Here is a 20932-nt window from a genome sequence, read left to right as displayed (position 1 = left end):
TCGAAATTGTTTTTCCACAGCGGCTTCGGCCCGAGTGGGAGGATGTTTTCCGATGATGAGGCTGATTATTGGCTCTAGTCTGCGCTTTCGTTATCTCGTCCTCGCCCTCGGCGTGGTGCTGATCTGGTTTGGCCTGGCGCGCCTGCGCGACGTGCCAGTGGATGTATTCCCGGAATTCGCGCCGCCGCGGGTCGAGATCCAGACCATCTGTCTTGGGCTTTCATCCGCCGAAGTTGAGCAACTTGTCTCGGTGCCGCTGGAAAACGCGCTCAACGGCGTCCCTGGCGTCGACGTGATGCGGTCGAAGTCGGTGCCGCAACTGTCGTCGATCCTGCTGATCTTCAAGCCGGGTGCCGACGAAATCCGCGCGCGGCAACTGGTCAGCGAGCGGATGGCGCTCGCGAGCAAGACCCTGCCGACATGGGCCTCGCCGCCCTTCATGATGCCGCCATTGTCCTCGACCAGCCGGATCATGAAGGTCGGCATTACCTCAAAGGACAAGTCCGTGATGGACTTGTCGATGCTCGCCTACTGGACCATCCGGCAGCGGTTGCTCGGCGTTCCCGGCGTTGCGAACGTCGCGATCTGGGGCGAGCAGCTCAAGATGCTTCAGGTCATGGTTGATCCGAAGCGCTTGGCCGAGGTGGACGTTACGCTCGACCAGGTGCAGGAGGCGGTTTCCGATGCCCTCGACGTTGGCCTGCTGCGCTATGCGCGCGGCGCGCATATCGGCACCGGCGGCTTCGTCGAAACACCCAATCAGCGCTTTCAACTTCGCTTCGTCGGCGTCGGCGTTACGCCGGAGACGCTGGCCAAGGTGCCGGTGACCAAGCCGGCCGGGAAGCCGCCGCTATTGCTGAGCGACGTGGCCAATCTTGTCTACGCGCCGCAGGGCATGATTGGCGATGCCGTTATCAACGACGGCCCGGGCCTCATGCTCATCGTCGAAAAATTCCCCTGGGGCAACACGCTCGCCGTCACCCGCGGGGTGGAGGAGGCGTTGGAGAGGATGAAGCCCGGCCTTCCAGGGGTTGAGATCGACACGACAATCTTCCGGCCAGCGACTTTCGTCGAGGACTCGATCGCCAATCTGTCGTGGGCGTTATTGCTAGGCTGCGTGCTGGTCGTGGGAATCATATTCATCTTCCTTTACGAATTGCGCACCGCGATCGTCTGCATCGTCGCCATTCCGCTGTCGCTGCTCGCGGCGGGCCTCGTCCTGTTCCAGGCCGGCGCCACCGTCAACACGATGATGCTGGCGGGCTTCGTGATCGCGTTGGGGATCGTCGTCGACGACGCGATCATCGACGTCGAGAACATCATGCGACGCCTGCGTCTCGCGCGGCGAGCGGGCGATGCGCGGAGCACCGCGCGCATCATTCTGGACGCTTCGCTCGAGGTGCGGGCGCCGATCGTCTACGCTACGCTCATCGTGGTCGTCGCGGTCGCGCCCGTGCTGTTCATGGAAGGCCTGACTGGATCGTTCTTCAAGCCGCTGATTACGGCCTATGTGCTCGCGATTGCAGCCTCGCTCGTCGTGGCGATGACGGTGACGCCGGCGCTCTGTCTCCTCCTGCTGCGTAACGCGCGGCTCGAAGGGCGCGAATCGCCGGTAATCGTCTGGCTGCAGCGCCGCTACGCGCCCTTGCTGGAACGGGCCACTCGAACGCCGCGCGCGGCCTATGTCGCCGTCGGTGTCGTGACGCTCGTGGGGATCTGCGTTTGGCCACTGCTCGGTCACTCGCTGCTGCCTTCGTTCAAGGAGCGCGACTTCCTGATGCACTGGGTCACCACCCCCGACACGTCGCTGCCCGAGATGCTGCGCATCACGACCCGCGCGAGCAGGGAACTGCGCGCCATTCCGGGTGTACGCAATTTCGGCGCCCATATTGGCCAGGCCTTCGCCGCCGATGAGGTCTACGGCGTCCATTTCGGGGAGAACTGGATCAGCATCAGCAAAGACGCCGACTACGACAAGACCTATGCCAAGGTCGAGGAAATGGTGGACGGCTATCCCGGCCTCTACCGCGATGTGCAGACCTATCTGAAGGAACGCATTCGCGAGGTCCTGACCGGGGCTGGCGAGGCGATCGTCGTCCGCATCTTCGGCCCGGATCTGGAGGTACTGAGGGACAAGGCGGAGGAGGTTCGCGCTGCACTCGCGGACACTCCGGGCCTCGTCAACCTGCACAAGGAGTTGATGGTCGAAGTGCCGCACATTCAGGTGACGGTTAAGCTGGACGAGGCACAACGCCACGGTCTGAAGCCGGGTGATGTCCGGCGTGCCTCCGCGTCACTGATGGCCGGAACCGAGGTCGGCGACATTTTCATCCAGGGACGCACCTACGACGTGCAGGTGTGGACCGCGCCGGAAGCCCGCCACAGCATGGAATCGGTCCGCGACATGTTGATTGACACGCCGACCGGGCAGCGCGTCCGGCTGTCCGAGGTGGCCGATGTCAGCATTCAGCCGACACCAAATGCCATCAAGCGCGAGGCAAGCTCCCGTCGGATCGACGTGCAGGCGAATGTCCGGGGCCACGATCTCGGCGCCGTCGCCGTGGAGGTGCAGTCGCGCCTGCAGAAGATGGCGTTTCCACTTGGCTATTACGCGGTGCTGCAAGGCGAGTATGCGGAACTGCGCGCCACCCGCGAGCGGCTGCAACTGTTTGCCCTGTTGGCGCTCGCCGGCATATTCATACTTCTGCGACAGTCTTTCGATAGCTGGCGTCTGGCCGCGCTCAGTTTCCTCACCCTTCCTTCGGCGCTGGTGGGCGGCGTCCTCGCGGCGTGGCTCGCGGGCGGCGTAATTTCTCTTGGCTCGTTGATCGGTTTCCTGACCGTGCTTGGCATCGCCGCCCGCAACGGGATAATCATGATCAACCACTTCCAGTATCTGGAACGCCATGAGGGAGAGGCGTTCGGCATGAACCTCGTGCTTCGCGGCGCGAGCGAGCGGTTGCGGCCGATCCTGATGACGACCGGCGCCGCCGGGCTGGCGATTCTGCCGCTGGTGATTTTCGGCGACCTGCCGGGCCACGAGATCGAATATCCGATGGCGGTCGTCATTCTGGGCGGCCTCGTGACATCGACGCTCCTAAACCTGTTTATTTTACCCGCATTTTATCTCCGTTTCGGCCGCGGCACGGGCCTGTCGACGGATCGTCTGGCGGTTCCGGCACCAGTATCCGGGAGCGCGTGATATGAAAGCCGTACGTCGCCACAATGGTTGGATTGTCGCCGCCGCTGCGACGTTGTCTGCTCTTGCGTATCCGGTGACAGGAGCCGCGGCCGAGGATGGCCGCTTTGAAAAGCTCTCCGTCCATCTCGAACGCAATATACAGGATCACGATGCCGAAATTCGTTTCGAGGCAACCGGCGGGGACGATGGCCTGGCTGCGTTGAAGGTATCGGCGCCGGGCGCGCGTACGGTGATCGAGCTGAAAACGCCGGACTCGAAGCTGGGAATCCGCAGCCTCACGCTCGAATCGCCAGAGCCCGACGACGATAGGATCGTACGCGCTGATTTCCCGGCGGGCGCATATCGTTTTGAGGGGACGACGACCAAAGGGGAAAGCCTGCGCGGTGAGGCGCAGTTGAGTCACGTGTTCCCAAAGCCTGCCGGATTCGAATATCCGCGGCCTGATCAGAAAGACGTGCCCGCCACCGCGCTGACCCTGCGCTGGTCTGTGCCGGAGGGGATCGAGGGCTGCGCCATCGTTATCGAGCAAACCGGTTCGGTCTACGAGATCCGGGCACTGCTGCCCGGTTCGGCCAAATCCTTCACGGTACCTGCAGGGTTCTTGCGCGCCGGCCAGACCTACAAATTCGCGATCGGGACCGTCGCCAAGGACGGCAATTGGTCCTTCATCGAAGCCGGCTTCACCACTGCGAGGGCGCGATGAGTCAGTTCCACCCGAAGCGTCGGTGCTTTCTTTCCGTTCGTCAACTAACCCTGGGCGGCCCTTGGGTCGGACCCACCGCCCAAATTCTAGGGAGGTCGCAATGTTAGACAAGCAGACGTTGGATAAACAGATGAAGCCGACGAGCTGGCGATCTGGCCCGCTCGCCCGCTGGCGTGCCGCCCTCACGACGGCCACGGTTCTGACCGCGGCCGGGCTCGTGCTCGCCGGCGGCACTTGGCATGGCGACAGCGCTGTGGCGCGGGAATTCAAGGATCAGCCAGGGCGCACCCAGAGCGGCGCCCGGGTCGATTTTTCCTCACTCAAAGACTGGAACTTGAAGGCGGAAAACCTGGTCCCAAGTGGACACCACCCGCTCTATTTTCCGATGAGGCCAGGCTTTCGATACATCATGGAGCATCCAAACCATCCACATGGACTCTTACGGATAGAAGTCCAGGTTCTCGACAAGACCGAACCGTTTGATGTTCCGGGTATTGGCAAGTTCGAATGTGGCGTCGTCCAGGAAGAGGAATTCTACGACGGCGTATTGGACCAGCGGGCGGAAAACTGGTTCTGCGTGGATAAGGCAACAAACGCTATGTACACGTTCGGCGAAGTGAGCTGGGAGATAGACCAGGTAGGACGCAAGGTCTTTGCCGGGACCTGGCGTGTCGGCGACCCTGATGGCAACGGTATCGCCGAGCCCGGCTTGCTGATGCCTGGGAGCTTTGCCGTCGGTGACAAATACATCTTCGACGGGCACGAGGCCGAGGCGTATGGCTATACGGAAAACATGGAAGATGGGATCACAATAACCGTTCCCGCCGGGACCTTTAAGGATTGTGTGAGAACACGCGAGTATAGCCTCACCAATCCATCCGATATCACGGACAAGTGGTGGTGCCCTGGAGTGGGACTCGTCAAGGACACCTCGGATGGTGAACTGGTTGCGTCCGACGCATTGCCCGGCACGGACATAGCGAGCTTTGGAAAACACCATCGGGAGCCTCGGAAGCAGACTGTGCCGCCGGTTGCAAAAGTCAGCTCGTCGGAGGCGACGCAAACCGCACTCAAGGAAGTCCCAGGCAAGGTCACGTCGATGAAGATCGAGCGATACGGCAAACACAATGTCTACGCCGTGGAGATCATTGCCGCAAAGGACGGAGTGGAAACCGATGTCTTCGTTGACATCGGATCGGGAAAGGTGGTGGGCACGGATAAGTAACCGTTGTTCGCGTCGTCCACGGCCGTGGAGTGCTGAGCATACGAAAGCTGCGCCCCTCGTCGCTGGTGATTGACCGGCGACGAGACCAGCTCCACCGACTTGCAGATGCCTTCAGCGAACGGCCAACAGATGGCGATGGAGGCAACGTCCAGCGAATACGGCGAGAAAGACGCGCGTCCGTGGACATTCTGACAGCGGACAACCGAACACGAATTTCATGTGGTTCTTGATCGGAAAGGACACCGCCATGAAGAGGACGATCCACTGGTGCCTGTTCGCCAGCCTTCTTCTTGTTGCGCCAGCCGTGGCCGTCGTGCAGGCGCAGCAACCGGGCCCTTCGAAAGAGCGTGCGCAGCCCGCGGCAAAGATCACGGAAGAACAGGCGAAGAAGATTGCGCTTGAACGCATCCCCGGCGAAGTCACCGACGTGGCGATCGAGAAAAAGCGCGGCAAGAATGTCTACGTGATCGAGATCCAATCACCGGAGCAGGGCGAGAAGGACGTCTTCGTCGATATCGAGACCGGAAAGATTGTCGGGACGGACTGACATGTACCGGCTGGATACGAGGTTCGTTATTGGAAAGGATAGCGCCATGAAGAGGGCAATTTACATGGGCCTGTTCGCCGTCCTGCTCGCGCCAGCGACAGCGGCGGCGCAGGCGCAGGCACCGAAGGGCCTCGGCACCGAGGAATTCGGCTTGTCGCCGCGCGAACTGGTTCAGGCGATCGAGAAAACTGAGGAACTGATCGCCCGCTGCATGCGCGAACAAGGCTTCCAGTACATCGCGGCCGACCACAAAACGGTGCGGGCGGGCATGTCGGCGGACAAAAATCTTCCAGGCCTTAGTGAGGAGGAGTTCGTCAGTCGTCATGGCTTTGGCGTCTCCACCTTCTACACGGGTCTGCCGCCTCAGCTCGCCACCGGCTACAGCCCCGCCCGCGTCGGTCTCGGCGAGCGCAATGTGCAAATTTTCCGCAAGCTTTCCCCCGCAGACCAGGTCGCTTACAATCGCGCGTTGCTCGGAGATGACGTGAGCAACACCCTCGCGGTCGCTCTGGAAATCGAGGATTTGTCGCGTACCGGCGGTTGCACGCGCAAGGCTTTGGCTGAAACTTTCAAACCCGATCAGCTAAAGGCTACCCACTACAATCCCCAGGATGCACTGATCAACAAGGATCCGCGGATGAAGGCCGCGCTTGGATTCTGGCAGCGGGAGATGAAGAAGGCCGGCTTCGAATACGGCCATCCAGACGAAATCGAACCGGACCTGCGGAACCGGCTCAGCGCGCTGACCGAGGGTGGCAAGCTATTGGTTTCCAAAATGTCGCAGGACCAGAAGGCCGCTCTACGGAAACTGCAGGATTACGAGCGCCTGGTCGCGGCCAGGAGTTTCAAAATGCAGGAGGAGGTGTTGGCTCCGGTCGAGGAGCGCATCCAGGAGGAGCTGTTCTCCAGGAAGGTGCAATAGACCAGTTAGGATGTACACTTTAGGATGTACACTTGCGTACTTTCCCCGATCGGCGCCTATGAGTAATCTCCTTTCCTGGCAGCGCATCGCATGACGAAGGCAGACGCAACGCTTCCTGCGAAGATGGCCCGCACGCTGTCGGTGGTGGGAGGGACTACGGCATGGTCGCAAAGCGCGTAAACGTTCTCTGGGCCATTCTGGGCGTGGTCGGCGGCATGGCGATTGGCGCCTGGTACATGGGCTCCAGGATCCAGTCGCCGGCAGAGGTCGCGGCGCGCACGGCGGCCCCCGAGCCATCCGCGATTCTCGTGCCCGTGGAGTCGCGGATATTGAGTTCCGATGTCGTCACCCGCGGCACCGTCCGCTTCGGGCTGCCGCAGCCGATTTCTATCGCGCCTTCCACGGTCAAGGGCGGCGCCGGACTGATCTCGTCGTTACCCCGACCCAATACGAACTTTGGGGAAGGCGAGGTGATTCTATCCGCATCCGGCCGTCCGGTCTTTGTCCTCATCGGCGCGGTACCGGCTTTTCGCGACATGGCGCCCGGAACCAGCGGCGGTGACGTCCGCCAACTCGAAGAAGCCCTGGCTCGCCTTGGCTTCGATCCGGGCACGGTCGATGGCAATTACGATGAGAAGACATCCGCCGCGGTCGAGCGCATGTATAAGAGGGCCGGGTGGGATCCGTACGTACCGACCCGCGAGCAGCGCGCTGCCGTCGCGGCGCTCGAGCGAGGTGGTCGGATGCCGCGCGCGCCCAGCTTGCGGCCGAGGCCACGCGCGAAACAGCGGTGAAAGCGGTCGCCGCTGCACGGGCCATCGCGGAGCAGAACACGCGCCAGGCTTCTCTCGACAGCGCGGCACGCGTTGGCGACAACCGTCAGCTGGCGGACGCGCGCGCCGGAAAATCGCTTGCGCTTGAAGCCGAACGCGCGCGGGCCGCGCATTCGGCGACCGCGGCCAGCGCCGATGTCGCCACGCAAATGGCCGATCGTGCCCTGATCGTTCTTGATCCGCGCCAGACCGAAACGGCGCGTGCTGCGGCCGAGGCCAAGCTGAAAGTGGCGCGTGCCGCGCAGCGCAAGGCAAAGATGGAAGCCGATTTGGCGATTCAGACCGCGGCGCGCGAGGCCGCGCTGGCCGAGGAACGGATCCGGGTCGCCGAGGGCGCCGTGAAGGCGGCCCGCCTCGAAGGCGAGCGCAGCGTGCGCGCAGCGCTGGAACAGCAAGAACTCGCTGAATTTGACGTCAGGGTCGCGAGCGAACGAGCACAGCGGCTGAACGCCGAGTTCACGGCCGCGCGCGCGAAGCTTGGGGTGCAGGTGCCAGCGGACGAAGTGGTGTTCATCCCGTCGCTCCCGGTTCGCGTCCACGAGGTGACCGCCACGGTCGCGGCCAATGCTTCCGGGCCGGTTATGAGCGTGACCGATAACCAGCTAAGCATCGACTCGCAACTGCCACTTGAAGCCGCGCCGTTGGTGAAGCCCGGGATGAAAGTTGCGATCGACGAGCAGGCCCTTGGGATCAAGGCGACCGGCGTAGTTGAGACGGTGGCGACCACACCCGGCACGCGCGGCGTGGACGGTTACCACTTCTATCTCGGGGTCAAGGTGGAGACCACGCCTGTGCTCCTGGCAGGGTTTTCGGTCCGGCTGACTATCCCGATCGAAACGTCGAAGGGCGCGGTCACCGCGGTGCCGACCAGCGCGGTCTCGCTTGCCGCCGACGGAACATCGCGCGTACTGGTCGATCGCGGCGGCAAGCAGGAGTACGTCACCGTGCAGCCGGGGCTTTCGACGGGCGGCTATGTCGAGGTCAACACACCCGATGGGCAACTTGCGCCCGGTCAACTCGTGGTGGTGGGCTATAAAACGGCCGAGCCGGCGGCGGTCAAATGAAGCTCATGGAGGACATCCGGCCAGAGGTGCCGATCAAGACGGCTTCTGTCGAAGCCGACCATGTCCTTGACCTTCGTAAAGTGTGCAAGCAATTCGGGACCGATCCCGCTGTCGACGCATTGATCGATGTCAACCTCGTGTTGCGGCGCGGCGAATGGCTGTCGATAACCGGTCCGTCCGGCTCGGGGAAATCCACGCTGTTGAATATCCTCGGTTGCCTCGACCGGCCAACCAGCGGACAGTACGTTTTTGATGGTATCGAAACGACGAAGCTGAGCGAGAATGAGCGGGCCGGGCTGCGCAGCCGCCGCGTTGGATTCATCTTTCAGTCATTCCACCTGCTGCCCTATCGCACTGTCCTCGAGAACGTCATGCTGGCGGAAGTATACCGCCGGCACACCGGGCGCGGGCGACGCGAGCGGGCGATGGAGGAAATTCGCCGCGTTGGCCTCGAGCATCGCGCAAATTTCCCGCCTTCCAAATTGTCCGGCGGCGAACGTCAGCGGGTGGCGATCGCCCGCGCTCTGATGGGATCACCGAGCCTGCTCTTGTGCGACGAGCCGACCGGGAATCTTGATTCCAAGAACACCGAGTCGATCCTGGATTTCTTCTCCGAGCTCAACAAGGATGGCATGACGATTGTCGTCGTCACGCACGACGAAAACGTTGCATGCCGGGGCTCGCGCAGGGTCAACATGAAGGATGGCCAGCTGTTTGGTGGAAGCGAGACGGCGTTGCCGCCTCCATCCAGGGCGCGCATTGTCGCTTCGGGGATCACGATGCGCGATCTTCTCTCCGAGGCGATCGCCGGGGCGATCGCGCGTCCGGCCCGTATGGCGCTCACGGTGCTTGGCATCGTGATCGGCATGTCGGCGCTGGTCGCCACCATCGGTCTGACGCGAACCGCCGGTAACCGCATCATCAGTCAGTTCGATCAACTGGCAGCCACGGAATTGTTCATCACGGCGCGGCCGGGAATGGCGACCGGCACGATTGATCCGCGCGCCATTCCATGGGACGCGCCGGAACGGCTGGTCCGGCTGAACGGTGTCGTGGCCGCGGGCCTGCTCAGCGACGTCAATGTCCACGATATGCTCGTCAGCGCCTCGCCGGTGGTGGATCCCGCCAATCAGACCGCATTCAAACTGGCGGTGCGCGCCGCCTCGCCGGATTTGTTCCGCGCGGTGCGCGCCGACCTCGCCTCGGGGCGGTTTATCGACGGGGGGCATTCTGCCCGCGCCGAGCGCGTTGCGATCCTCGGTCCCGATGCCGCGCGTCGCCTGGGCATCGCTGGGGTCGAGCGGCTGCCAGCGATCTATGTCGGCGACGAGCTCTATCTGGTGATCGGTATCCTCCGTGATGTGGTGCGAAAGCCGGAACTGCTTGGTTCGGTCATCATTCCCGAGGGCACGGCGCGACGGCATTTCAGTCTATTCGGGCCCGGCATGGTGGTCGTGGAGACGAAGATCGGTGCGGCTTCTCTGATCGCACTGCAGGCGCGGGCGGCGCTGCGGCCGGACGATCCGCGCACGCTTCGCGTGCAACTGCCGCAGGAGCCGCGTCGCGTACGCGATGACGTGCAAACCGATCTCAATATGATGTTCCTGCTGCTGGGCGGCCTGTCGCTTGTCGTCGGCGCGCTCGGGATCGCAAATATCACCCTGGTGGGGGTAATGGAGCGGACGGCGGAGATTGGACTGCGCCGCGCCATTGGCGCTACTCGTCGCCACATCGCTTCACAGTTCCTCATCGAGCGCGTCCATGGGCGTCGTGGGGGGACTGCTCGGATCCAGTGTCGGCGTGCTGATCGTGGTGGGTGTCTCGGCGTATCAGGTCTGGACGCCGGTGCTCGACCCAATCGCTCCCTTGCTTGCTCCGGCCGTAGGCGGAGTGATCGGTTTGCTGTCCGGCGTCTATCCCGCCTCGCGCGCCGCCGCGCTCGAGCCAGCCGAAGCGTTTCGACACGAATGACCTACATCCGCATGCGGAGCACGGGATCACATCTTCCAAACACCCGTCCGAAAAAGACTGCAGGACGACAAGACCGAGCATTCCTCTGTCCACCATGCAACGCGAACCTGCCGTTTAGCAGGCCATCTCGACTTCCATGACGCGCCAGCCAGACTGGAAGATTGTTGTCGTCTCGTGCTGCTTTTGACCGCGTCCGAGGCGAGATAGATCGCGTCGGCGGAAGGAGAACAGAATGTCTTTTGATTAACGGCTCCATAAAAGTTTGCGTACTGGAGTGTCACTTCGGAGTCGACGCGGCTGCAGCCTCGCTACATCAGGTTTTCTGGGCTGATCTTCTGTGCGAGGGCTGCTTTCTTATTTGGAAACGCCTACCAAGCTATTGAAAACGGATAGTGTTTCGTGCCCTTTTTTCAAAATGCGCCTTGAAATCGTTGGATAATCAAGTTGATTTTGATTCCGCCATTCGGAGGTTCGATCCCTCCCGCCCCAGCCTTAAGCTGCTGAGTTCGTTATGTAAGCAACTCCATTCCCTCCAAATTTTTTGGCGCGTTTGGAAATGCCGCTCACCGCATGGTCGCAAGCCGTATTGCGAGCACACACGCCCGGTCGTACTCGTCGAGATTGATCTATTCGTCGATCGTGCGGGGCTCGTTCTGCCCCGCGCCGAATGGCCGCGGCTCGCGTGCGTTCCTCGGCCTATGGGCGCTCGACGTTTGGCCGCGGCCAGCCACTGCCCGTCGTTCGATCAGAGTGCCCCGCATTAGCGACCGGGCTCCGGCGCATGACCGGTCGCTACACTGGCGGAATGGTTGGTCAGTGGCTTCAGTCCCGTGACGGTGCGCAACAGAACGTAGAACACGGGTGTCAGGAACAGGCCAAACACCGTGACGCCAATCATGCCAGAGAAGACGGCGACACCCATGGCTCGGCGCATTTCCGAACCGGCACCGGTCGAGAGCACAAGGGGCAAGACGCCCATGATGAATGCCATCGAGGTCATCAGGATCGGACGCAGCCGCAGGCGGCTTGCCTCGATCGCTGCCCGGATCGGCGAACGACCTGCGAACTCCAGTTCGCGCGCGAATTCGACGATAAGGATCGCGTTCTTGGCAGACAATCCTACCAGCACGATCAATCCGATCTGGGTGAAGACGTTATTGTCGCCCTTCGACATCCAGACGCCGAACATCGCGGCAAGCAACCCCATTGGCACGATCATGATGATCGACAGGGGCAGGGTCAGGCTCTCATAGAGCGCAGCCAGCACCAGGAACACGAGGAGGATCGCGAGTGGAAAAACCCAGATGCCGGAGTTGCCGGCGATGAACTCCTGATAGGTCAGGTCGGTCCATTCAAAAGCGAAGCCAGGCGGTAGCACTTCGGCGGCGATGCGCGTGGCCGCTTCCTGAGCCTGGCCGGAGGAATAACCGGGCGCTGCCGCGGCGTTGACGTCGGAGGACAAGAAACCGTTGTAACGGATCGCGCGTTCAGGCCCGGCGCTCTGGCGGATCTTCAAGAGCGCCGAGAGCGGGATCATGTCGCCGGAAGACGAGCGCACCTTCAATTGCCTGATGTCGTCGGCCCGCGCGCGGAACGGCGCGTCGGCTTGCACACGGACCGAATAGGTACGGCCAAATTTATTGAAGTCGTTGACGTAGTACGAGCCCAGATAGATCTGCAGCGTGTTGAAGACCTCTGTCACGGGCACGCCGAGCTGCAAGGCCTTGGTGCGGTCAATGTCGGCGAACAACTGTGGCACGTTGACCTGGAAGCTCGAGAAGACGCCGGCGATTTCCGGCGCCTTCTGCATCGCGGCCATGAACGCGTTGGTCGCCTCGTTCAGCGCGTCATAGCCGAGGCCCGCGCGGTCCTCGATCTGGAGCTTGAAGCCGCCGATGGTGCCGAGCCCGTTGACCGGCGGCGGCGGGAACATGGCGATGAAGGACTCCTGGATCTCGGCATACTTCTTGTTCAGCTCCGCCGCGATCGCGTGGCCACTCAGCGCGGGATCCTTGCGCTCGTCGAACGGCTTCAAGGTAGAGAACACGATTCCGGCGTTGGAGGAGTTGGTGAAACCGGAGATCGACAGGCCGGGAAACGCCACCGAGCTCTCGACGCCGGGCTGCGTCAGCGCAATGTCGCTCATCTTGCGGATGACCTCTTCGGTGCGATCGAGCGTGGCGCCGTCGGGCAGGCGTGCGAAGCCGACGAGGTACTGCTTGTCCTGACCTGGGACGAAGCCGCTCGGCACCTGCTGGAAAAGCAGGGCGGTCAGGCCGATCAGGAGCAGATAGACGCCCATCACCGCCGCCTTGCCGGAGATCACTTTGGACACGCTGCCGCTATAATTTTCCGAGGCGCGCGCGAAGGTGCGGTTGAAGCCGCGGAAGAACCAGCCGAGCCCTTTTTCCAGAATGAGGGTCAGCCTGTCCTTGGGCTCATTGTGGCCCTTGAGCAGCAACGCAGACAATGCCGGCGACAGCGTCAGGGAGTTGACCGCGGAGATCACGGTCGAGATCGCGATCGTCAGCGCGAACTGCTTGTAGAATTGCCCGGTGAGGCCGGAGATGAAGGCGAGGGGAACGAATACGGCAATCAAGACCAGTGCGATCGCGATGATGGGGCCGGAGACCTCCCGCATTGCCTGGTAGGTCGCGTCTCGCGGAGACAGCCCGGCCTCGATGTTGCGCTCGACGTTCTCGACCACGACGATAGCGTCGTCGACGACGATGCCGATCGCGAGCACCAGGCCGAACAGGCTGAGTGCATTAATGGAGAAACCGAACACGTACATCACGGCGAATGTGCCGACGATCGACACTGGCACGGCCAGGAGCGGAATGATGGAAGCCCGCCAGGTTTGGAGGAACAGGATGACCACCAGTACTACCAGCGCGATCGCTTCCAGCAGCGTGTGGATCACCGCCTCGATCGACGAGCGCACGAACTGCGTGGGGTCGTAGACGATCTGGTAGGATACGCCCTCGGGCATGTTCTTCTTGATCTCGGCCATGGTGGCGCGGACGTGGTCGGAGATCTGGAGCGCGTTGGAGCCGGGTGCCTGGAAGATCGGGATCGCCACCGCCTGTTTGTTGTCGAGCAGCGAGCGCAGGCCGTATTCGGACGCACCTAATTCGATGCGCGCGACGTCGCGCAGCCGCACCACCTCGCCACGCGAACCGGTCTTGACCACGATGTCGCCGAACTGTTCTTCACTCGCGAGCCGACCTTCGGCGTTGACCGACATCTGAAGGTCGATGCCCTTGACGCTCGGCGAGGAGCCGACCACGCCGGCGGCCGCCTCGACGTTCTGCGCCTGGATCGCCCTCACGATGTCGCTTGCGGTCAGGCCGTGCTCGGCGACCTTCTGCGGGTCGACCCAGACGCGCATCGAGTAGTCGCCGGCACCGTAGAGCTGAACATCACCGACGCCGTCGATCCGCGCAAGGCGGTCCTTGACGTTCAGCACCGCGTAGTTGCGGAGATAGGTCATGTCGTAGCGGTTATTTGGCGACAGCAGGTGCACGACCATGGTGAGGTCGGGCGAGCTCTTCTTGGTGATAATGCCGAGCTGGCGAACTACCGCCGGCAGGCGCGGCTCGGCCTGCTGCACGCGGTTCTGCACAAGCTGTGTCGCCTTGTCAGGATCGGTGCCGAGGCGGAACGTCACTGTCAGTGTCATCGCCCCGTCGGTGGTTGCCTGGCTGCTCATATAGAGCATGTTCTCGACGCCGTTGATTTGCTCCTCGATCGGCGTTGCCACTGTCTCCGCGATCACCTTCGGATTGGCGCCGGGGTAAGTCGCGCGCACCACCACGGAGGGCGGCACGACGTCCGGATACTCCGAGATCGGCATGGCAAAGAGCGAGATTAGGCCGGCCAGGAAGATCACGATCGAAAGCACGCCGGCAAAGATCGGCCGATCGATGAAGAACTTTGAGAGTTTCATTGCTATGCCCCAAGCGCTGCGGGTAGTTAGCGCTGCACGATTTGCTGGTTGCTGTCGTTCGATGCTTGCTGTGGGCCGCGCGAGCCCATCTCCGCCATTTCGGTCTTCAGGAGCGCGCCCGGGCGTACCCGCTGTAGGCCATTCACGACGATGCGGTCACCGGATTTTAGGCCACCCGTCACGATGCGGAGCCCGTCGACGGCGCCGCCGAGCGTTATTCCGCGATAGACCGCGCGGTTGTCGTCGCTGACCACCATAACGAACTTCTTATCTTGGTCGGTGCCGATGGCTCGCTCGTCGATCATCACCAGCGTCTGTTGCTGCGGCTGGCCCATCCGCACCCGCGCGAACTGGCCGGGGATGAGGCGGCCATCCTCGTTCTGGAATACCGCGCGGACGCGTATCGTGCCGCTCTGGCCATTGACCTGATTGTCGATCAACTGGATATGGCCTTTGGCCGATGTGCCGCCGGAGGTGGTCATCTCGACGGGTATCTGATCAAGATTGCCGCGCTTGCCGGAACTATCTGCAATGGAATTCAGCGCCCGCAGCACGATCTCTTCGTCCGCATCGAAACTCGCATAGATCGGGTTGACAGAGACAAGAGAGGTCAGGACCGGGGAGGCAGTCCCTGCGGCCACGAGATTTCCGACGGTCACCTCGATCTTGCCGACGCGGCCATCGACGGGTGCGCGGACCTCGGTGTAGTTCAGATTGAGCTTTGCAGTCTGCAGCGTCGCCTCGGCCGCCTTCACATTGGCGATCGCTTCGCGATTGGCGTTCTCGCGCTGATCGAAATCGCGCCGCGTGACGACGGCGTTGCCGACGAGCTGCGCGCCGCGCTCGACTTCGCTCGCAGTGAAGATCGCACGCGCTTTTGCTGCCTCGAGCTGCGCGCTGGCCTTATCCACTTCGGCGGCGTAGGGCGCGGGATCAATCTTGAACAGGACATCGCCAGCTTTCACCAACGCGCCCTCGGCAAAGTTGGCCGACAGGATTGCGCCAGCGACGCGTGGGCGGAGCTCGACGCGGTTGACGGCTTCGAGACGTCCAGAGAAGTCATCCCACAGCGCGGTCCGACGCGGCTCGATCACCGCGATCGTGACGGAGACGGCCTGTTCGGGTGCGGTCCCTGTGGTCGCCCTCGCCGCGTGAAAATAGCGGCCGCTCGCGATCGAACCGGCCGCCGCGAGGACGCCGATAATGGCAACGCCGCCGACAACGCGTCGGAATCGACCGGAACGGGAGGTATTGGCGGATGGGGGCATTTGCGCGCTCCATAAATGTAGTGTTCGCTACAGATGTGGAGCTGGACGGCGGTCCGCAAGATACTTATGTACTGCACACTACGAAAATCTTATGTCGCAAGCCGAAAGACTGGAAATCAAATAAAAGAACCACGATAAATCAGAAGGTTAGAGGATTGAACGCCGAGCGGAAAACGGCGTCGGCCTCAAGGGAGTAACGCGAATGGCCATGGGACGCCCGAGAGAATTCGACGCCGATGCCGCATTGGATCAGGCGATGGAAGTCTTCTGGAGACATGGCTATGAGGGCGCGACCGTTGCCCAGCTTACCGAGGCGATGGGCATTAACCCGCCGAGCCTCTATGCGGCATTTGGAAATAAGGAAGGTCTCCTGAAGGCTGCCCTCGACAGGTACACGGCCAAACGCGCGGCCTGGATGGAGGGGGTTTTGAGCGCGCCGACCGCCCGCGACGTCGCGGAGCGGATGCTCATGGAGACCGCGGACATCCAGACCGATCCTGACAATCCGCCCGGTTGCCTGCTCGTGCAAGGCGGCCTTGCCTGCGGTACCGGTTCGGAGAACGTTCCCTTCGAGCTCGCAGCGCGCCGTGCACTGACCGAGGATCAGCTACGCGAACGCTTCGCCAGGGCGAAGAAGGAGGGCGATCTGAAGCAGACCGCCGACGCTGCCGCGCTGGCGCGCTATCTTTCGGCGGTGTCCGCCGGCATGGGCGTGATGGCGTCATCAGGCGCCGATCGCGAAGCGTTGCGACAAGTGGCGAACGTATCCGTCAAAGTTTTCGAAGAACAGTCGACAACGTGAGAGGTCATCTTCTTGCCGAGCCGAACTGCGCGACGGACGAGGGTTACCTGAGGAAGAGAGGTGGACCTTACCCCGCGTCCGAGGAAGCACACCAAGTCTCCGAAGATCCAAGTGTTCCCAGCGAGCGCCGTTCTCGTTAAGAACCGCCGCAACGAAATCGCAACGAATTGGGTGAAATGACCGTGAACAAAACGGGGCGATATCGACCGTCACGCGAGAAAGATCAATGACTTAGAACACGTGCACTGCGTTCGGCACGCAGGGGCTATTGCCTGCTACTCCCATTGTCCTCTCGAGTTCAATATTGGTGGGCGCACTACAGCTATGTCCTTCGATCTGAAGTCCGCGCAGACCCAAGGATATCGGCGAGGATCTTGCGCCTTCGATGCAGAGCCGCAATGCAAGACTCACTCCGGCTGAATGTTGGCATCCTTTACAACCTTGGCCCATTTCTGGATCTCGGCGCGAATATGATCCGCGAACTGTGATGGCGTTCCGCCGACGGGTTCGACACCCTGGTCCACGAAACGGCGCTTCACATCGTCCATTTTGAAGATCGCGTTCATCTCGGCATTCAGCTCTTGTACGATCTCCGGCCGCATGCCTGCGGGCCCGACGATGCCGAACCACACGGTGACTTCGTATCCGGGAACGCCGGCCTCCGCCACCGTCGGTACGTTTGCGGCGAGCGCCGAGCGCGCCTTGCTGCTGACGCCAAGCGCGCGCAGTTTGTCGGCCTTGACCTGGGGCAATACGTTCGGCGTGTTGTCGAAGGCGGTATCGATGTGCCCGCCGAGCAGATCGTTCACCATCGGCGCGCTGCCTTTGTAGGGGACGTGCACGATGTCGATCCCGGCCATGCTCTTGAACAATTCCATCGAGAGATGGTTGGACGAGCCGATGCCGGTAGAGCCGTAGCTGACCTTGCCCGGATTCTTCCTGGCGTAGTCGATCAACTCCTTGACAGAATTGATCGGCATCGAGGGCCTCATGACAAGGAGATTCTGCGTCTGACCCGCGAAGATCAGCGCCGTGAAGTCCTTCACCGTATCGTAGGGGAGATTCTTGTAGATGCTGGGATTGGCGCCGAACGGAAACGCGACGCCGAGCAGGGTGTAACCGTCGGGCGCGGCCTTGGCGACAGCTTCGGTAGCGATCAGCGTGCCGCCGCCCGGTCGGTTCTCGACCACGACCGGAACTCCCCAGGCTTCCCCGAGCTTTTGCGATACGATCCGCGCCAGCGTGTCGTTGAATCCGCCGGGCGGGTAGGGAACGATGTAGCGGATGGTCCGGTTCGGGTAATTGTCCGGATCGGCCGGTGTTGGGGCGGTCTGCGCCGATGCGGCGGCGCCGCCGAGGAGGAGAACGACGAGAGCGCGGCAGGCGAAGTGAACAAGACGGAGTGCGCTCGATGTAACTTCAGCCCGCTGCGTTTCAGACATAGCAAGGTCCGTCGATCAGTGGATGGGCGTTGATGAAGGCTTCATCGATCTCGACGCCAAGCCCGGGTGTTTCCGACGGCTTGACGCGTCCGTCGGCGTCGAGCGTGTAGGGGATGCCGCCGACCTCGTCGCGGAACGGGTTGTGCCTGGCGACATCGCCCTCGAAGTATCCGGGGAGGTCGACGGCCGCGAGCACGTTGATGGTCGCGGCCATGTTGATGCCGGTTGCCGAGGTGTGCGGATTGAACGACAGCTTCCACGCGTAGGCCATGCCGGCGATCCGGATCGCCTCGGTGACGCCGCCGGTCTTGGACAGGTCCGGCTGCACGAAGCTCACGGCGCGGTCTTCGATCAGGCGTGTGAACTCGAAGCGGGTGTAGTGATTCTCGCCGGCCGCCAGCGGCGTGGTGCCGAGCGATGCAGCCGTCTGGTAAGAGCGATAGTCCTGCGCCGGGAATGGTTCTTCGAGCCATCCGATCTGCAGTTCCTCATAGGCCGGCATCACCCGGCGCACGTCATCGACGGTGTAGCCGGTGTTGGCGTCCACCAGGACCTCGATGGCGTCTCCGACCGCTGCGCGGACGGCGGTTGCGCGGGCGACATCGTCGCGGGGAGTGTCGCCGACGCGAAGCTTGATCGCCCGATATCCTTGCGCGACATAGCCGAGGGCTTCCTGCGCAAGCGATTGCGGCTCCTGCCAGCCGAGCGAAATGCCGCCCGCATAGGCCTTGATCGGTTTTGAAGCGCCACCGAGCAGTTTGTAGAGCGGCCAGCCCGCGGCCTTGGCCCTGATATCCCACAGAGCAAGATCGAGGCCGCTCAAGGCCATCGCGGCGGCATATCCCATGCCGTGACTCGCCAATTGCATCTGGTAGACGCGCTGCCAGACACCGACGACGTTCATCGCATCCATGCCGACGGCGAGTTCCGAGATTGTGGTGTCGATCAGTTTGGCGATCGCGCCTGGGCAGCGGCCGTGATGGGCCTCGCCCCATCCGGTCAGGCCTTCGTCGGTGGTGACCTTCACCAGCACCGCGTCGCGCTTCACGGCGCGGCCGATGCCCAGCCTGACGTTCTGTCCCTCCGGTACGCGGTAGGAGATCGGGACCGCCTTGATCGATGTAATGCGCATGTTGGACCTCATGCCGCCCTGTAGGCGGGATTGACAAGATTGAGCAGCTGCTCGCCGCGCAGGATACGAAGCATTTCCTCGGCCGAGCCGACCGCCATCGCGCGGCCGCTCGTGGCGGTGATCCCCGCGGTATGCGGCGTCAGCAGCAGGTTCGGACAATCGAACAGCGCGTCGTTCGACGGTAGTGGTTGAACGTCGAACACGTCGAGCGCCGCACCGCCGATCTTTTGCGATTGCAGCGCATCGATGAGGGCAGGCGTCTCGATCACGGCGCCGCGCGAGACGTTCACCAGCACGGCTGACGGGCGCATCCGGGCGATAAGCTCGCGGCTGACCAAGCCCCGGGTTTCGTCGGTCAGCGCGCAGCAGACCGCGATCGCATCGCTGCGTGCGAACAGGTCTTGAAGCGAGACTTCCTCGATGCCGGCGGGCAGCGATCTCTTGCGGGAGGTGCCGAGGACCGTTATCCCGAAACCGTCGCGTGCGATATTCGCAATCCGACGGCCGATCGTGCCGACACCGACGATGCCGAGCACCGAGCCACTCAGTTCGGTCAGGCCGTCGGCGGTGGCGCGCGAAGCGGCCCAGCCTTCGCTGCGCAGGCGTCCGTCCACCCGCTGCAGCGGCCGGCGCAGATGCATCAAGGCCGACATCACATATTCGGCCACCGCGCTGGTGTTGCTTCCCGGCAGGTTGGCCACCGCGATGCCGCGCGCGGTGGCGGCGGCAACCGGGATGAAGTCGAGGCCGACGCCGTGACGGACGATGCCCTTCAGGCGCGGCGCATGATCGACGATGTCGTCCGGCAGCTTGGCGCGCACGATGATGCCGTCGGCATCCCTGGCCCATTCGCGCAAGGTCTCCGGCCGTGCGTCGGGCGGGACGATCAGGCGGACATGCGGCGCGAGGATCGCTTCGCCGTCGGGATGCATCGCATTGGTCAGCAGGACGATCGGTTTGTCAGGCATCTGGCGCAGGTCCCTCGATAATCGGATTTCGCAGCCGGCCAAGGCTTTCGACCTCGACTTCGACAGTAGAGCCTGGCTTGAGCCACGCCGGCGGCTTGTGCAGGGCGGCCACACCGGCCGGTGTGCCGGTGGCGATGATGTCGCCGGGCTCGAGCGCCTGCAGCCCAGACAGATAGGAGACGAGATCGGCGACGTCGAACAGCATGTCCCGCGTCGAACCGGACTGCAGCACACGGCCGTCGACTTTCAGCGACACGGCCAGCGCATGAGGGTCCTTCACTTCGTCGCGTGAGGCGAGATACGGCCCAAACGGCCCAAACGTCGCAAAATTCTTGCCGCGGTCGAAATGGCCGTCCGCCTTGATGATCGCGCTGGCGCTGATGTCGTTGAAGCAGCCATAGGCAACGACATGATCGAGCGCGCGGTCCTTGCCGATACACTCGGCGCGGGTCCCGATCACGGCAGCAAGTTCGGCTTCATAGGTGACGCTGCCGATTCCCGCCGGCAGAACCACGGGCTGTCCGGTTCCGGTAATCGTTCGCGGCGCTTTCATGAACAGCACCGGTTTATCCGGCGGCGGCATACCTCGCTCCGCCAGCGCGTCGCGGTAGTTGTGCGCAATGCCGAAGATACGTCGTGGCTCGGGCAGCGGCGCCGTCAGCGTGACGGAGGTGATGGGAAGCTTTGCGGCCTCTGCCAGGCCGTGCACGCGGATGCTTTCGACGGCGCCGGGGAGGCCGGCCTCGATCAAGGCCAGCATCTGCGGCGCCGTGCCTCGCAGCGCCGCGCGCATCGACGGATGCGCGAGATCGACGATCTGGTCGTTCCCGCCGGCGCCATTCCCAAGCAGCACGCCGGCGCGGACAAAACCCTGCTCGCTGAAGCTGACGAATTTCATGCTTGT

General features: G+C 62.7%; 15 protein-coding genes. 9 read left to right on the top strand and 6 right to left on the bottom strand.

Annotation, left to right across the window (positions count from 1 at the left end):
- The first annotated feature begins 52 nt into the window (after positions 1-52).
- The 8 genes from ACFXS9_RS25555 (at position 53) to ACFXS9_RS25520 (ending at position 10607) form a co-directional block, all read left to right on the top strand.
- Positions 53-3202: an efflux RND transporter permease subunit gene (locus ACFXS9_RS25555; protein WP_392693362.1), complete on the top strand. Its 3150-nt coding sequence runs from the start codon at positions 53-55 to the stop codon at positions 3200-3202.
- A 1-nt stretch (position 3203) separates the two neighbouring features.
- The gene (locus ACFXS9_RS25550) at positions 3204-3905 is read left to right on the top strand and encodes a hypothetical protein (RefSeq protein WP_392693360.1); all 702 of its coding nucleotides are present in this window, start codon (positions 3204-3206) and stop codon (positions 3903-3905) included.
- 100 nt (positions 3906-4005) lie between these two features.
- Complete coding sequence (locus tag ACFXS9_RS25545) at positions 4006-5130, top strand: PepSY domain-containing protein (RefSeq protein ID WP_392693358.1); 1125 nt, start codon at positions 4006-4008, stop codon at positions 5128-5130.
- A gap of 247 nt (positions 5131-5377) precedes the next feature.
- Positions 5378-5677, top strand: coding sequence for a PepSY domain-containing protein (locus ACFXS9_RS25540; RefSeq protein WP_392693355.1), 300 nt, complete (start codon positions 5378-5380; stop codon positions 5675-5677).
- A 1-nt stretch (position 5678) separates the two neighbouring features.
- Complete coding sequence (locus ACFXS9_RS25535; protein WP_392693353.1) at positions 5679-6599, top strand: hypothetical protein; 921 nt, start codon at positions 5679-5681, stop codon at positions 6597-6599.
- Positions 6600-6760: 161 nt separating this feature from the next.
- Entirely contained in the window at positions 6761-7393 is a 633-nt protein-coding gene (locus tag ACFXS9_RS25530; RefSeq protein ID WP_392693351.1) for a peptidoglycan-binding protein, read from the top strand.
- The gene (locus ACFXS9_RS25525; RefSeq protein ID WP_392693348.1) at positions 7390-8496 is read left to right on the top strand and encodes a hypothetical protein; all 1107 of its coding nucleotides are present in this window, start codon (positions 7390-7392) and stop codon (positions 8494-8496) included. Before ACFXS9_RS25530 ends, ACFXS9_RS25525 begins: the two co-directional genes overlap by 4 nt.
- Positions 8493-10607 carry an ATP-binding cassette domain-containing protein gene (locus ACFXS9_RS25520; RefSeq protein WP_392693345.1) on the top strand — a complete coding sequence of 705 codons (2115 nt, stop codon included), beginning with the start codon at positions 8493-8495 and terminating at the stop codon, positions 10605-10607. The genes ACFXS9_RS25525 and ACFXS9_RS25520 overlap by 4 nt, the downstream gene beginning before the upstream one ends.
- 620 nt (positions 10608-11227) lie before the next feature.
- Here the strand turns inward: ACFXS9_RS25520 and ACFXS9_RS25515 are convergent.
- Together ACFXS9_RS25515 and ACFXS9_RS25510 are read right to left on the bottom strand one after the other, a co-directional pair.
- Positions 11228-14416, bottom strand: coding sequence for an efflux RND transporter permease subunit (locus ACFXS9_RS25515; protein WP_392693343.1), 3189 nt, complete (start codon positions 14414-14416; stop codon positions 11228-11230).
- A 26-nt stretch (positions 14417-14442) separates the two neighbouring features.
- Positions 14443-15684, bottom strand: a complete 1242-nt coding sequence (locus tag ACFXS9_RS25510) for an efflux RND transporter periplasmic adaptor subunit (RefSeq protein WP_392693340.1) — start codon at positions 15682-15684, stop codon at positions 14443-14445.
- Between the two features lie 202 nt (positions 15685-15886).
- Here ACFXS9_RS25510 and ACFXS9_RS25505 point away from each other — a divergent pair, with 202 nt between their 5' ends.
- On the top strand, positions 15887-16486 hold the full coding sequence (locus tag ACFXS9_RS25505) for a TetR/AcrR family transcriptional regulator (RefSeq protein WP_392693338.1): 600 nt from the start codon (positions 15887-15889) through the stop codon (positions 16484-16486).
- 407 nt (positions 16487-16893) lie between these two features.
- Here the strand turns inward: ACFXS9_RS25505 and ACFXS9_RS25500 are convergent, their stop codons facing one another.
- Genes ACFXS9_RS25500 through ACFXS9_RS25485 form a run of 4 tightly spaced genes read right to left on the bottom strand, consistent with a single transcriptional unit; the run spans position 16894 to position 20926 of the window.
- A complete protein-coding gene (locus ACFXS9_RS25500; protein ID WP_392693335.1) occupies positions 16894-17928 on the bottom strand; it encodes a Bug family tripartite tricarboxylate transporter substrate binding protein in 1035 nt (344 codons plus the stop codon).
- Complete coding sequence (locus ACFXS9_RS25495; RefSeq protein ID WP_392693333.1) at positions 17921-19060, bottom strand: mandelate racemase/muconate lactonizing enzyme family protein; 1140 nt, start codon at positions 19058-19060, stop codon at positions 17921-17923. Before ACFXS9_RS25495 ends, ACFXS9_RS25500 begins: the two co-directional genes overlap by 8 nt.
- Before the next feature lie 8 nt (positions 19061-19068).
- On the bottom strand, positions 19069-20028 hold the full coding sequence (locus ACFXS9_RS25490) for an NAD(P)-dependent oxidoreductase (protein WP_392693330.1): 960 nt from the start codon (positions 20026-20028) through the stop codon (positions 19069-19071).
- Complete coding sequence (locus tag ACFXS9_RS25485) at positions 20021-20926, bottom strand: fumarylacetoacetate hydrolase family protein (protein WP_392693328.1); 906 nt, start codon at positions 20924-20926, stop codon at positions 20021-20023. Before ACFXS9_RS25485 ends, ACFXS9_RS25490 begins: the two co-directional genes overlap by 8 nt.
- Between the last annotated feature and the right edge of the window lie 6 nt (positions 20927-20932).

It is taken from the genome of Bradyrhizobium sp. RDI18 (genome assembly GCF_043203335.1).
In the GTDB taxonomy this organism is placed as follows: domain Bacteria; phylum Pseudomonadota; class Alphaproteobacteria; order Rhizobiales; family Xanthobacteraceae; genus Bradyrhizobium; species Bradyrhizobium retamae.
This window is presented reverse-complemented; position numbering and strand designations above follow the sequence as displayed.

Excerpts from the sequence above, each read along its gene's own strand:
- ACFXS9_RS25555 (WP_392693362.1), top strand. The coding sequence starts at position 53 with ATGATGAGGCTGATTATTGGCTCTAGTCTGCGCTTTCGTTATCTCGTC.
- ACFXS9_RS25550 (WP_392693360.1), top strand. The coding sequence starts at position 3,204 with ATGAAAGCCGTACGTCGCCACAATGGTTGGATTGTCGCCGCCGCTGCG.
- ACFXS9_RS25545 (WP_392693358.1), top strand. The coding sequence starts at position 4,006 with ATGTTAGACAAGCAGACGTTGGATAAACAGATGAAGCCGACGAGCTGG.
- ACFXS9_RS25540 (WP_392693355.1), top strand. The coding sequence starts at position 5,378 with ATGAAGAGGACGATCCACTGGTGCCTGTTCGCCAGCCTTCTTCTTGTT.
- ACFXS9_RS25535 (WP_392693353.1), top strand. The coding sequence starts at position 5,679 with ATGTACCGGCTGGATACGAGGTTCGTTATTGGAAAGGATAGCGCCATG.
- ACFXS9_RS25530 (WP_392693351.1), top strand. The coding sequence starts at position 6,761 with ATGGTCGCAAAGCGCGTAAACGTTCTCTGGGCCATTCTGGGCGTGGTC.
- ACFXS9_RS25520 (WP_392693345.1), top strand. The coding sequence starts at position 8,493 with ATGAAGCTCATGGAGGACATCCGGCCAGAGGTGCCGATCAAGACGGCT.
- ACFXS9_RS25515 (WP_392693343.1), bottom strand. The coding sequence starts at position 14,416 with ATGAAACTCTCAAAGTTCTTCATCGATCGGCCGATCTTTGCCGGCGTG.
- ACFXS9_RS25510 (WP_392693340.1), bottom strand. The coding sequence starts at position 15,684 with ATGCCCCCATCCGCCAATACCTCCCGTTCCGGTCGATTCCGACGCGTT.
- ACFXS9_RS25505 (WP_392693338.1), top strand. The coding sequence starts at position 15,887 with ATGGCCATGGGACGCCCGAGAGAATTCGACGCCGATGCCGCATTGGAT.
- ACFXS9_RS25500 (WP_392693335.1), bottom strand. The coding sequence starts at position 17,928 with ATGTCTGAAACGCAGCGGGCTGAAGTTACATCGAGCGCACTCCGTCTT.
- ACFXS9_RS25495 (WP_392693333.1), bottom strand. The coding sequence starts at position 19,060 with ATGCGCATTACATCGATCAAGGCGGTCCCGATCTCCTACCGCGTACCG.
- ACFXS9_RS25490 (WP_392693330.1), bottom strand. The coding sequence starts at position 20,028 with ATGCCTGACAAACCGATCGTCCTGCTGACCAATGCGATGCATCCCGAC.
- ACFXS9_RS25485 (WP_392693328.1), bottom strand. The coding sequence starts at position 20,926 with ATGAAATTCGTCAGCTTCAGCGAGCAGGGTTTTGTCCGCGCCGGCGTG.